Here is a 12751-nt window from a genome sequence, read left to right on the forward strand (position 1 = left end):
AGTTTCCATAGGACTCTCTTAGTGAAAGTGTAAAAAGTTTGGTTATCGCAATCTATATAAGTTGAACTAAAGATTTTACACATTCCACTCCGATGACAGAAGAACCTTCCAATCGCTGTTATCCCCAGATTTTTTGATTCCCTTTTTTAAAGGGGAAAATCCGGTGATAAAGGCGAAGCTTATGCTTCCGATGCAGCTTTCTTTCAGAAAGCTTTTAGCTCCGCTTCTCCAGGTTTTTTCTGTCCTCTCCGTTCTCGTGTAAAGGAATAGTTTAACTTATCTATAAGTAACGTAATACAAAGCGAACCGCTATTCATATTAATGCTGGTCGCGGTACTCTTGAGGAGTCACGCCAAACTGACGTTTGAACACTTTGATAAAATACGCCGGGTCCATATAGCCGATCTCCAGGCTGATTTCATATACTTTTTTGGTAGTTGTGACCAGCTTGTGGCAGGCTCGATCCATACGCAGGCGAGCGATATATTCACTGATGCCCTCGCCAGTCTCGATCTTATAAATCTTGGACAGATGTGTTGGATGCAGGTTCACATGATCTGCAAGCACACGCAAAGACACGTCCAGATGCAGGTTTTTATCGGTAAACTCTTGGATTTTCTTCACGTACTCGGATCGGGTATCTTTGACCTCGTTGGAGGTGCCTTCCTTGAGTTTGGCGAGTACGCCGAGCGACCATTTGCGTAGCTTGCCGATGGTGGAGAAAACTTCGCCGCTTTGCAACTGTTCAATCTCACTACCCATTAGACCTGCCAAGGTGAGCTTGTTCCGATGAGCCAGGTTCGTGAAGGCAGCGGTGATGAGAAAACCCGCCTCCATACAGTGTTCCCAGGATTCGGACCATTTCTCGTCCAACTCGGCACAGACGGCACGTATTTTATCTTCGGCGGCATCCCATTGGCCGCTTTCCAGCAGTTGAATGAAGGTAGGCGGTGTGTACAGCACGTCCAGCGGACCTTGTGCCGCTGGTGCTTCGACATCGGTCACCCGCATGACGAATTCACGCTCGTCCCCGACGATCTGGCGGAAATAGGCGGAAGCCTGACGGAAGCGATCGTAGATCTGTTCCGGGAAGGTGAACCACTCGGTCATGACAATGGAGAGGGAACCTTTCAGAAACTGTTTTACTTTGGATTGAAGCTGAATGGACAGCTTCTCCAGAATGGTTTCTTTTCCAATATCGCCACTTCGCTCCTTCAATTGCAGTAAAAACACGACATACCCGTGCTCTTCCTTCACACCCCACACGTGCATAAACTCACCCATAATTTCTTCCGCCATGTTGATAATGGCATATTCGATCAGGGTCTGATCATGGCTGTCGTAGTGGCCGAACTCCTCCTCCATGCGGACCAGCATCAGCGCGGCATCCCCGGTATGGAAGGGCAGGTCGTAATTGTCCAGCTTGCGCTCCCATTCGCTGGTGGAGAACCGACGTCCTTGTAATGTCTCCAAAAGAAGGCGCCCACGCAAATGCGGTAAATTCTCGCGCAGGGTAAACTGCGTCCGTGATAGGGAGCTGACAAGCGCCCATTCATTGTTCAGTTGGTCGATGGCTTTCTGCACTGCGCCGATGAGTTCGTCATCTGTTGGCGGTTTGAGCAGATAGTCCACGGCTTCATACTGGATGGCTTTCTTGGCATAATCGAATTCGGAGTAACCGGATAAGAGAATGCATTTTATTTTTTTGTCCCGGATGCGAATGCGTTCGATCAGCTCTATTCCTGTCATTTCCGGCATCTGAATGTCCAAGATCACGATATCAATCGGATGAGTTTCTATGAGCTGCAGAGCTTCACGAGCGGAGTATGCCCGGTGGACCTGTTCGATCCCGAGCGTATGCCACGGTTTGGTCATGGACAGGTTGTCTACCCAGTGTGCTTCGTCGTCTACGATGATCATTTGCATGGTTGTTTTGTCTCCTTAACGTTGGTTGAACAAAGGACATCTGTACACTTGCCACTCCGATGCCAGAATAACCTTCCGATCGCTGTTATCCCCGGATAAAGGCGAGCACTTCGTTTCTACAGGTTTTTTCTGTCCTCTGCGTTAGCGTGTACGTGGTCTTGTTCAAAAATGAATCAACAGATATGTGTAAACAGGCCGCTTTGGAATTGAAGGTCCAGAATTCCTTCAATCCTCCGCTAAAGCTCACATAAGGTATACCTTTATTTAAAATAAGGTCTTATATAAAGGCTGGATCGGGTGAAAAAAGGATGAAGACTTTACTCTAACGTAAAGCCTTCTTAATAAATCTTCAGACAGATGCATGAAGCACTTCAATAAACTTTAGACAACTACGGGTAGTATCAACTCTTACCAGTATCTCCTCGCTCCTTGTCGACATCCTCGCCCGGGATTTCCCAGACGATTTCGGTGCGGAAGCCGCCGAGTGGGGATGGGCCGAACAACAGGTAGGAATGGTTGCCAAAGGTGTGGATCATACGCTGGTACGTATTCCAGAGCCCGCAGCCGACCTCCTCTTGCAAAGGCTCCAGCATTTCCTGGTTCAATGCTTCGTACTGCTCCGGCGTAAGGCCGGGGCCGTCGTCGTCGATATAGATTTTGCCAAACCCGTTCGCACTTTCCCCGGTAATTCGAATCTCCCCCGATGTATACGACTTCCCAATACCATGGATCACCGAGTTCTCGACCATCGGCTGAAGCATTAAACGTGGAACCGATTGGGCAAGCATATGCTCGGGAATATCAATGTGATATTCGATACGGCCATTGCGCAGCTTCTGGATGTCCAGATAGTTGATGAGCAGCTTGATCTCTTCTTGTAACGAAGAGGTTTCCCGTTCCATCCGGGTGGTGTAGCGATAATATGCACTCAGGTTATGCGCCATGGACACCACGGCTTGTTCGTCCTTCATCTGTGCCATGTTGATGATATAACCGAGACAGTTGTATAGAAAATGCGGGTTAATCTGTGCCTGAAGCTGCTTCAACGTCGCTTCTCTGGCCCGGATTTTTTCCTGAAACACATTTTCGATAAGATCCTGAATCTGGTGGGACATGTCGTTGAAACGGTGGAACAAGAATGAAAACTCATTCTGGTTGTTGCTGTGCAAACGCACGGAGTAATCGCCTTGCTGTACGCGGCGAAGACCTTTGATCAGCTTCTGTATAGGGTACTGCACATTGCGATAGAGCAAGATGGACGCGGAGATGCCCACAACGAGCAGCAAAATCATGCAGACATAAAACAGATTCTGGCTCAGCGAGATCGGTTGCAAAATCTGATACAGCGGTACGACATCCACCAGATGCCAGTCCAGATACGTGGATTTGACGGTGCTGACGAGATAGTTTTTGCCGCCCAGCTCCACGACATCCTGTGTTGTATCTTCTAGCGAGTGAGTGTCCAGATAACGGATGAGTTCGCCGGATAACTGCTTGTCTGCGGTGCGGTTCAGGATCGGGGCGTTGCCTTTGTGGTACAGGATCGGATCGCCCTGGCCGCCTGCTTTGTACGTGTCGAGCATATTCTGAATATTCTCGTAGCTGAAGCTGGCTTCAATGACCAGGTTACTGCCTGTGAGCATGCCCGGCTGTGCTAATGAATCCGTATAGAACCAGTAAAAGGATTGCATGGCGTCTTTCGCGTCGGTGGAATGATCCCCGTAGGTCCATTGTCCGCTCATGTTTTTTTTCAAATACGCCTCGTCATAGCCGGTATCCCGGTTGTAGTTCGCAATAACCTCTTTGTTCTGCTGGGAGTACACCGCGTAGCGGGTAGGCCAGAGATCGGTTACGCCCGTCTGGAGCGTCATTTTCTCCTGAATGATGTACCGCGTCTGCATCTGGTCGTACTTATCCTGCCACAGGTTCAGGCCGTTGAAGGCACGCACATTCGGATCACGCGAGAGAATAAGGCTGAAATCCATCATCTGATTAATGCGCGAATCGATCTGACTGGACAGGAACGTGAGCTGCTTGGTGTTGGACACTTGCAGTTCTTTGCTGACGACGTCGTACGTGACGTTGTTCGAATAGGTGTACATGATCAGAATCGGGATGAACAGAATGACGATTAGCAGGTTGATTTTGGCGAAAAGGCTAAAGCGGGATCGGATTCCTTTTTGAAAAACGTTAAAGCGCTCCCATGTATACATAAAAAGTCTCCCTTATATTCACATCTAACTATATTGTTGAACGTTTTTATTTACACATGTAACGGAGAGGACAGAAAAAACCTGGAAAAGCGAAGCGCTCGCCTTTATCACCCGATTTTCCCTTTAAGAAGGGAATCAAAAAAATCTAGGGATAACAGCGATTGTAAGGTTATTCTGTCCTCGGAGTGGCTGGTGTAAATAACACGATTAGTTCACCAATATAGATCAAACTAACAAAACCCTATCGACCCTAACAATGTTATATAGTCAGACCTCGGAATGGCTTGATACTATTTATATCAGAGAAGCCCAAGACACACAAAAACTTTTTTTGGGAACAGGAGAAGGTTCATATGGAGGCTAAAATGGAGGGTCAACGGCTCCCGCAGGCGGATGCGGGAAACAAACTGGAACAGAAGAGAAAAAAACGCTACAAACAGCCGTGGGTGCTGCACTTCATGGTGCTGCCAGCGGCCATTATGGTCTTTATTTTTTCATACATTCCGATGTCGGGTATTCTAATGGCATTTCAGGATTACAAACCTGCGCTGGGTTTTACGGGGTCGGAGTGGGTGGGACTGAAGCATTTTGAGTATATGTGGACCAATGATTATTTCCTGCAAATTACGTGGAATACATTATTCTTTGCCTGTTCAAAGATCATCATGAACTTGATTATTCCGTTTATTTTTGCGCTATTGCTCAATGAGGTGCGGAAGATGGCGCTGAAACGTACGATCCAGACACTGGTGTATCTGCCGCACTTCTTGTCCTGGGTGACGCTATCCGGTATTCTGATCGATATTCTGGCACAGACGGGCATATTGAATCAGTTTCTGGTGTCGGTGTTTGGCATCAAACCGATTTTCTTCCTCGGGGATGGCAACTGGTTCCGCTTCACGGTTATTGTGAGTGATGTCTGGAAAGAGTTTGGTTTTAACACGATCATCTTCCTCGCGGCACTGGCGGGCATCAACCCGGCTCTGTATGAGGCAGCTGAAGTGGATGGGGCGGGACGCTGGAAACAGACGATGTATATCACCATTCCGGCACTCATTCCAATCGGGATCGTTATCGCCACGCTGGCGCTGGGCAACGTGCTGAACGCCAACTTCGACCAAATCTTCAACCTGTACAGCCCATTAATCTATCAGCAAGCGGATATCATCGATACGTTTGTGTATCGGGAAGGTCTGCTGAGCGGACAGTTCAGCTTTGCAACGGCGGTCAATCTGTTCAAATCGGTCATCAGTCTGATCCTCATTGTGATCTCGTATCGACTGGCATACCGTTTTGCCGGATACCGAATTTTCTAAGAAAGGATGATGATGAACCATGTATCATAAAACGCTGCCTTATCGCATTTTTAGCATCTTCAACAATGTGTTTCTGACCATCCTTTCGGTGCTCTGCCTGCTGCCGCTGTATCACTTGCTGATGGTATCCCTCAGTTCGTCCGCACCTGCGAATGCAGGGCTGGTAACATTCTGGCCAATCGGATTTACGTTTGAAGCGTACGCGAAGACGTTTGATAACGCCAACTTCTTGTCCTCGCTCTGGGTATCGGTGGAGCGGACGGTGCTGGGTACGGGACTTGCGCTGATCGTTAACACACTTGCGGCGTATGCACTATCCAAGGAAACGCGCGTGTTCCGCGCACGGAATATCTACCTGTGGTATTTTGTCATTACCATGCTGTTCAGTGGGGGCCTGATTCCGGGGTATATCCTCATTCTGAAACTGGGCCTGATGAACACGCTGTGGGCACTCATCCTACCGGGTTTGGTGGCGGTATTTAACATCATTCTGCTGCTGAATTTCTTCCGCACGGTGCCGAAGGATCTGGAGGAGGCAGCATTTATCGATGGCGCAGGTCATTTCCAGTCGTTTATCAAAATTTATCTGCCCGTGTCCGTGCCGGTTATTGCTACCGTGTCTCTGTTCATGATGGTGGGACACTGGAATGCATATTTCGACGGGATCATCTACATCCGTGATTCGGAAAAGCTGCCTTTGGCGACATTTATGCAGACGATCATCGTACAGGGCGACATGACCAAGATGGACCCGCAAGCGATAGCGAACCTGTCCCAGCGTACCATCCGGGCGTCGCAAATTTTCATCAGCGCACTGCCGATCTTGCTGGTATACCCTTTCTTGCAACGTTACTTTGTGAGTGGAATTGTGGTTGGGGCTGTGAAGGAGTAGGGACTAAAGGTTGTGTTTAGAGGATAACAAAAGGATTGTAAAAAGGAAGCTGCCAAACTGGGGAAGGCCAGGGAGGCGGCTTCTTTTTTGTTATACTACAATCGTTGCAAGCTTAAATTTTTATTATGTTTGAAAATAAATAGTGTTATGAAACTGTAAATGATTATCGCTATATTTAACAATATTAAACCTGAATAACCGTCCGTAAATTTCGTTCGCTCAATCCACTTGTTCACCAGTTCTCCAGAAAGAGCTTGTTTGGCTAAATAGTTGTTAATATCGTTCGGATGTATTTCATCAATGTATATGAGTGGAAACTCCATACTATTCGAAGAAGCTAGTGGAGGATAGAATTCCACCCATTTCTGGCCTGTCCATCGATCATACTTATATTTGAAGTCTGCGCTGGATTCAGATCCAAGATTGTCCCATCTCATAAATCCGAATATGAGTAGGATACACAGTGTAGAAATGCTAATGATTATTTTTTTATTTTTCAAATCAATCTCATCCTTTTTTACACGAACTATATCTATTTCTACTATTGGGACCCACTTGGTGCTAAAGGGGCTGTACCCGTTTTTATTTTACCAGTAATTCCAGTTTTCTGTAAGTGCATTCTTTCATGCTCAACTAAATCTCTCGAAATCACTGCCAAACTGGGGAAGGCCAGGGAGGCGGCTTCTTTTTTTGCATAAGAATGCTTGAATCTGTCTGGTTACTTAATTTGAATAAAATGGTACGATAGGAAAAATAAAATGGAATTCAAAATTCTTTTTATTCAGTAGTACTAATACCTATGATCTTATTTTCAAAGCAAGTTTTACAGAATCCCCGACCGATAAAGCCCACTTCTTTAGACGTGAGATAAAAGTGAGGTCGGATACGGAGTATCTCTATTGTGATGCTTCAAGTATCCGAAATGTCTGTGTTCTTTATTTTTTATTTGCTTGTTTCAATTCATTTATTAAACTGATACAGTATAGACATGGACGAATATCGAAGAACAAACACAACCGTATCTTTGTTGAACTATCATTTTGTGTTCTGCCCACGATACAGGAGAAAGATCTTTCTCAAATCAGAGGTAGAACAGCGCTTCAAGGCATTGGTGCATGAGGTATGTGCAGAGCTTAAAATGGAGATTGTTGCCATGGAGTGCGACAAAGACCATACATATCTGTTTCTCCATGCACTTCCAACATTAAGCCCTGCGGATATCATGGCAAAAATAAAAGGATTCACATCCAAAAAACTACGAGAGGAGTTTCCACACCTTCAGCATTTGCCCAGTTTGTGGACACGTTCCTATTTTGTTTCTACCGCTGGACATGTATCCAGTGAAACCATCAAGCGTTATGTTGAACAACAAAAGACAAGGGGGTAAAGCCTATGTCTCAGACCCTAACGGTTAAGGTAAAGCTGCTGCCGACAAAAGAGCAGATCCGACTATTGGAACAAAGTAGTCATGAATATATCCGAGTTGTGAATACACTCGTGGCCGAGATGGTAGAAGAAAAGAAAAGGTTGAAGAAGACAACAAAAGACGTTCCTGCTCATCTACCAAGTGCAGTAAAAAATCAAGCGATTAAAGATGCGAATAGTGTGTTCTCTACCAAAGTGAAGAAAAGTAAATACGCCATCATACCGACTCTGAAGAAACCGATTTGCGTATGGAATAACCAAAACTATTCGTTTGACTTCACGCACATTTCCATTCCATTCATGGTAGAGGGAAAATCGAGGCGTGTAAAAATTCGTGCATTGTTCATCGGCAGGGACCATCGAAACGTTGATCTTTTGAAGCACAAACGGGGTACGCTCCGTGTCACGAAAAGCTCAGGGAAGTGGACAGCCCAAATTGCTGTCACCCTGCCAACAACTGAAAAAACGGGTATGCGGATTTTAGGTGTTGATTTAGGGCTAAAAGTTCCTGCGGTAGCCATCACAGATGATGATCAAGCTCGCTTTTTTGGGAATGGACGAGAAAACAAATACAAGAAACGGAAGTTTCGTAGTGTTCGTCAAAAGCTAGGAAAACAAAAGAAAGTGAACGCTATTCGCAAGTTAGATGATAAAGAACAACGATGGATGAAAGACAAAGACCATAAAGTGAGTCGCGAAATCGTTCATTTCGCAGTCGAGAATAAGATTTCTGTCATTCGCTTAGAGCAACTCACGAATATCAGGCAGACGACAAGAACAAGTCGTAAAAACGAAAAGAATCTACACACATGGTCATTCTACCGTTTGGCACAATTCATTGAATACAAAGCCAATATGGCAGGGATCAAAGTACAATATGTGAACCCTGCATATACAAGTCAAACCTGCCCGGAATGTTCAACAAAGAACAAGGCGCAAGATCGAAGATATACGTGCCCATGTGGATTCAAGAAACATCGTGATATCGTTGGGGCGATGAATATTCGCTACGCAACTGTGATTGGCGGTAACAGTCAATCAGCCTAAGATGCTATATGCACTGTCTTAGGAGGGGTAATGGCATACCCTGATCTTAGCATCTGTCCAAAGCAGAAATGAAATGAGGACGTTAAGCTAGCTAAGAATCCCAGTCACTTTAGTGACCTTGCCTCTTTAGGGGTGGGAGTGTCAAAAGTGCAGTAAGATAGGGGGGGGCTTATCATGATTTCAAATTCAAATTCCTGGTCTGTATGTATATCTAGCGATGTTGAATTGAACTTTTTGGTTTATGTCGCGAGAGCATACAGCATCTGTGATGAATACTTCGATAAGCACGGTGCGTGGCCTAACAGACAAGTCTCATTGTCGGATCAGCTTCATCATGAGCTTGAGACACAATGGCAGGATTTCTGGAATGGCAGCATTCAACTAAAAGCGGAAGCAAAGATTCAGCAAAAGGCTGCATTAGAGTCTCAAGCACCGGATCTAGCTGTGTCTCATCCCATGTGTGCACACCTTAACCATAACCATGTATCTCCTTTTGTTCTGGACCAGCCCTATTTTGAAGCCATCCAGCACCAGGAATTGAGAGAAGCTTTGGCAGCACAATGGCCGTCTTATATCCAATGGTGGAACATGCCTGCGGGCGGACAGGCTGCGATGCACTACTGGGAACATATCCCTGATCTGATTCGTTATGTTCGAGAGTTCGAGATCGAAGCGGGCAGACCTATTCAGTCCTTCCATTTAGATGTGGAACTAATCTATAACGGCCCCTGTAAACCGATTGAGGTTACGGACGAATACGTCATTATGCCGATCAGAACGGATTACTTAATGAAGCCGGACTGGTGGAACGAGCGCTTCAAAGAGAGGTATTGAGAACGACAGTTTTACTATGGCCTAATTACAGGGTTTGCAGTTAACTCTAAATCAGGGGGGAATCAAATGGAATTCAGAAAAATTACTTGGGATAATTTTATTGAATGTATCGAACTTAAAGTCTCTCCAGAACAGCAGCAGTTCATCTCTTCGAATCAGCATGCACTTGCAGAAGCGTACATAGCCTCGGATGAGGGACAGATCATCATTACCTTTGCGGTTTACAAGGAAGAACGAATGGTCGGATTTATATCGATGTATTATGACGATGGGGACGGGAATTTCGATTACAGCAGCTATGGCATATTTAAAATGATGATCGATCATCGGTACCAAGGCCAGGGATACGGAAGAGAAATGGTAGAGAAAGCGGTAGCGTATGCACAATCAGCCCCTCGCGGAAAAGCCAAAGTGGTGGAGTTAACATATAAACCAGAAAATGTGGCAGCCAAGAAAATCTACGACTCGCTTGGTTTTCAACTTACGGGTGATGTATTGGCTTGTGGTGAGGTGCAGGCTGTATTGACGTTATAGTGGATGGAGAGAGCTAGATATGAGAAAACTTAAACCAGATGAGTATTCAACTGTATTGCCACTGATGGATTCGATTCAAAATAAAGCTGTATATGCACTTTCTGTGATTCACGGTACACAACAAGGCAGCGTATTCGTAAATGAAGGAAAACAAATTACCTCTGTATTTATTACAAGCTGTGGCGGTTTCTATGGTTTGGCTGGAGACGAAACGAACGATGCTTTTGCTCAGGATGTCATTCAATATATGAATGATGAGTCGAATCATCCTGACTTTTTTGCTTTGGGTGTCTATACCAAGGCTTGGGAGAACAGATTGCATGACTACCGTATTCAGCATTCCCGGAAAATCTCGCGTACATATTATCGTTTTAATCAAGACCGTTTCATAAAGTCATATGAGGAATATGATATAACACTGGAAAAGCCATTCAAGTATTACTCGTTAGACCTCGACATCTCTACAAAATACAGGGGACAGTTCTACCCGTACTATCAGCTCGTGTGGTCATCAGCCGAGCAGTTCTGTGCACATGGAATCGGACATTTTATTATGAAGCATGACGAACTGGTCAGTGTGTGTACTTCCCCTTATGTCGGTGGAGGATACGCAGAGATTGATATTATTACCATTGAAGAGTATCAGCGAAAGGGGTTAGCGAGTGTGGTTGGTGTACATTTCATTCAAGATTGTTTATCCCGAAATCTCATTCCCAACTGGAGCTGTCACACTGATAATGCAGCGTCCAATAAGCTCGCTCGGAAATTAGGATTTGAAGAGATCGGGGAACATTCGATGTATTGGTATCATGTATGACAGGCGTAATGCCCGTTAACTACATGATATAATAAAAGCAATATAACCAATGAGGAGGGAAAGATATGAAATGGCATGAAGTCCAGCAGATTTTTCCGAATCAATTCGTGAAATTTGAAATCCTGCATTCAGAAGAATCAGATAGCCAAGAAGTGATCGATGAGGTAGCTGTCATTGGACCTGTAAGTGATGCTGAAGCGACCCAGGAATTATTAAATAGCCGGGATAAAACATTGGTTTATCATACCTCCAAAGATCAAGTAATCGTTAAGGTGCGGAAGAATGTAGGTTTAAGGAGAAATATGTGAATGAAAGTAGAATACAGAGAAGGACTTTTATTCACTGAAGTGACTGTTCTTTTTAATGGAAAAACAAAAACGATCAATAACATCGTTATTGATACGGGAGCGAGTCATACTTTGATTTCACAGGACGAAGTGGATGATATCGGAATTAGGTTTGGTTTGGAAGACGAGATTGTAACGAGTTATGGCATAGGTGGAAAAGAGCATGCTTTTAGTAAAAGAATTGAAGGCATACAGGTAGAGGATTTTGTTTTAAGAGATGTGCCTATAGAATTCACTTCTTTTAAGTACTACAATATTAACGGTTTGTTAGGGTTAGATATACTTATTAAAGGTAAATTTATTCTGAATTTAGAAGAATTCGAGCTAAATCATAAGAAATAAACCTCATTGCCCCCTTCCCCTCATTCCTGCTATAATTTCCGTATATCGACTGCATTGGGGGTTATGACGTGGCAATAGGGATGATGCCGGATTGCTCGTTCGCTAGAAAGCCTTACGCAAAGCCTGAATAGGGGCGGACTTTGTGTAGGGCGCGACAAAATGAGATCGTTTGCCCTGAGTAAGCAACACCAATATCATGGTTCGACCCGCAGGCTTTGCACCTTATTTGCTTGACCACTATAAATAAGGGGCTGAAGGCCATGCAAACACCATTTATTCATAATCATCAATATAACTACATTTATAAACAAGCCGAATTTCTGCTGAAAACGCTGCGCTCGGTCGTGGACCCCAAAGTATTGGATACGGTCCGCTACACCGTCAGTACGAATGCCGTTGGCATCTTCGAGAATCTGACGCTGGAACAGAAGCAACTGCTGGAGCAGCTATCCACGTATGCGACGCCGCATGACGTGCAGTTGTACCTGAATCAGCTTGAAGACCATCTGATTCCATATCCACAGGTCACAGCCAAGCAGATTCAGAAGCTGTTTCCCAAAGCCAAAAAGCTCAAGCTGCCCGATTTGGAATCCATTGATTACGCTCACACCACGTATTTAAGATGGAAGGACATTGCAACGAGCCGATTGTTCATTGTGTACCCGCATGAGGGTAAGTTCCTCGGGATTGAGGGACGCATTACCGCTACGAACAAGAAGGGGTATTGTATGTTCTGTCATCGTCATCAGGAGCTGGGATTTTATAACGTGAAGACGAAGGCACATTCGGCGGACAATTTTGCCTCCATGGGTCAGTATGTATGTATGGATGACAAGGCGTGCAACGAGAGTATTACGGATATCAGCATGCTGGAGAAATTCTTGCTTGCAGCAATGAAATAAAAATAAAAGCTGGAGAGTCGTGTACAGCGAATATAGAGTGTAAAACAGCACAAAACCCGGATCGTAAAGCAGCACGAAACACACACAAGGTCGCTCAATTGAGCGGCCTTTTTTGGTGTGTTTATTTTTCAATCGTGAAAGTCGCGGATGCACTCT

Annotated in this window: 12 protein-coding genes; 10 read left to right on the forward strand and 2 right to left on the reverse strand. The window is 45.1% G+C overall.

Features of this window, described 5'->3' with window-relative positions; all coding sequences use genetic code 11:
* Positions 1–318: 318 nt before the first annotated feature.
* Complete coding sequence (locus ACQSGY_RS05220) at positions 319–1926, reverse strand: response regulator transcription factor (protein ID WP_427050968.1); 1608 nt, start codon at positions 1924–1926, stop codon at positions 319–321.
* Between the two features lie 401 nt (positions 1927–2327).
* Complete coding sequence (locus ACQSGY_RS05225) at positions 2328–4139, reverse strand: cache domain-containing sensor histidine kinase (RefSeq protein WP_427050969.1); 1812 nt, start codon at positions 4137–4139, stop codon at positions 2328–2330.
* 458 nt (positions 4140–4597) lie between these two features.
* Here ACQSGY_RS05225 and ACQSGY_RS05230 point away from each other — a divergent pair, with 458 nt between their 5' ends.
* From ACQSGY_RS05230 to ACQSGY_RS05275, 10 genes are all read left to right on the forward strand, one after another.
* The gene (locus tag ACQSGY_RS05230) at positions 4598–5455 is read left to right on the forward strand and encodes an ABC transporter permease (protein ID WP_427051201.1); all 858 of its coding nucleotides are present in this window, start codon (positions 4598–4600) and stop codon (positions 5453–5455) included.
* 19 nt (positions 5456–5474) lie between these two features.
* On the forward strand, positions 5475–6347 hold the full coding sequence (locus tag ACQSGY_RS05235; protein ID WP_366289700.1) for a carbohydrate ABC transporter permease: 873 nt from the start codon (positions 5475–5477) through the stop codon (positions 6345–6347).
* A 988-nt stretch (positions 6348–7335) separates the two neighbouring features.
* Complete coding sequence (gene tnpA, locus ACQSGY_RS05240; protein ID WP_427050970.1) at positions 7336–7734, forward strand: IS200/IS605 family transposase; 399 nt, start codon at positions 7336–7338, stop codon at positions 7732–7734.
* A gap of 5 nt (positions 7735–7739) precedes the next feature.
* A complete protein-coding gene (locus ACQSGY_RS05245) occupies positions 7740–8819 on the forward strand; it encodes an RNA-guided endonuclease InsQ/TnpB family protein (RefSeq protein ID WP_427050971.1) in 1080 nt (359 codons plus the stop codon).
* A 174-nt stretch (positions 8820–8993) separates the two neighbouring features.
* Positions 8994–9653 carry a hypothetical protein gene (locus ACQSGY_RS05250; RefSeq protein ID WP_427050972.1) on the forward strand — a complete coding sequence of 220 codons (660 nt, stop codon included), beginning with the start codon at positions 8994–8996 and terminating at the stop codon, positions 9651–9653.
* Positions 9654–9719: 66 nt separating this feature from the next.
* Entirely contained in the window at positions 9720–10187 is a 468-nt protein-coding gene (locus ACQSGY_RS05255) for a GNAT family N-acetyltransferase (protein ID WP_427050973.1), read from the forward strand.
* Positions 10188–10206: 19 nt separating this feature from the next.
* Positions 10207–11004, forward strand: a complete 798-nt coding sequence (locus tag ACQSGY_RS05260) for a GNAT family N-acetyltransferase (RefSeq protein WP_427050974.1) — start codon at positions 10207–10209, stop codon at positions 11002–11004.
* Positions 11005–11069: 65 nt separating this feature from the next.
* Positions 11070–11312 (forward strand): hypothetical protein, encoded by a 243-nt coding sequence (locus ACQSGY_RS05265; protein ID WP_427050975.1) that lies wholly within the window; start codon positions 11070–11072, stop codon positions 11310–11312.
* Entirely contained in the window at positions 11313–11693 is a 381-nt protein-coding gene (locus ACQSGY_RS05270) for a retropepsin-like aspartic protease (protein WP_427050976.1), read from the forward strand.
* Between the two features lie 260 nt (positions 11694–11953).
* Positions 11954–12595, forward strand: coding sequence for a FusB/FusC family EF-G-binding protein (locus ACQSGY_RS05275; RefSeq protein WP_427050977.1), 642 nt, complete (start codon positions 11954–11956; stop codon positions 12593–12595).
* The last annotated feature ends 156 nt before the right edge of the window (positions 12596–12751 follow it).

The sequence above is a fragment of the Paenibacillus sp. TC-CSREp1 genome (genome assembly GCF_050171015.1).
Classification (GTDB): domain Bacteria; phylum Bacillota; class Bacilli; order Paenibacillales; family Paenibacillaceae; genus Paenibacillus; species Paenibacillus silvae.

Bases quoted from the DNA above. Each gene is read 5' to 3' on its own strand.
- ACQSGY_RS05230 (WP_427051201.1), top strand. From the start codon at position 4,598: ATGGTGCTGCCAGCGGCCATTATGGTCTTTATTTTTTCATACATTCCG.
- ACQSGY_RS05225 (WP_427050969.1), bottom strand. From the start codon at position 4,139: ATGTATACATGGGAGCGCTTTAACGTTTTTCAAAAAGGAATCCGATCC.
- tnpA (WP_427050970.1), top strand. From the start codon at position 7,336: ATGGACGAATATCGAAGAACAAACACAACCGTATCTTTGTTGAACTAT.
- ACQSGY_RS05245 (WP_427050971.1), top strand. From the start codon at position 7,740: ATGTCTCAGACCCTAACGGTTAAGGTAAAGCTGCTGCCGACAAAAGAG.
- ACQSGY_RS05250 (WP_427050972.1), top strand. From the start codon at position 8,994: ATGATTTCAAATTCAAATTCCTGGTCTGTATGTATATCTAGCGATGTT.
- ACQSGY_RS05235 (WP_366289700.1), top strand. From the start codon at position 5,475: ATGTATCATAAAACGCTGCCTTATCGCATTTTTAGCATCTTCAACAAT.
- ACQSGY_RS05275 (WP_427050977.1), top strand. From the start codon at position 11,954: ATGCAAACACCATTTATTCATAATCATCAATATAACTACATTTATAAA.
- ACQSGY_RS05265 (WP_427050975.1), top strand. From the start codon at position 11,070: ATGAAATGGCATGAAGTCCAGCAGATTTTTCCGAATCAATTCGTGAAA.
- ACQSGY_RS05270 (WP_427050976.1), top strand. From the start codon at position 11,313: ATGAAAGTAGAATACAGAGAAGGACTTTTATTCACTGAAGTGACTGTT.
- ACQSGY_RS05220 (WP_427050968.1), bottom strand. From the start codon at position 1,926: ATGCAAATGATCATCGTAGACGACGAAGCACACTGGGTAGACAACCTG.
- ACQSGY_RS05260 (WP_427050974.1), top strand. From the start codon at position 10,207: ATGAGAAAACTTAAACCAGATGAGTATTCAACTGTATTGCCACTGATG.
- ACQSGY_RS05255 (WP_427050973.1), top strand. From the start codon at position 9,720: ATGGAATTCAGAAAAATTACTTGGGATAATTTTATTGAATGTATCGAA.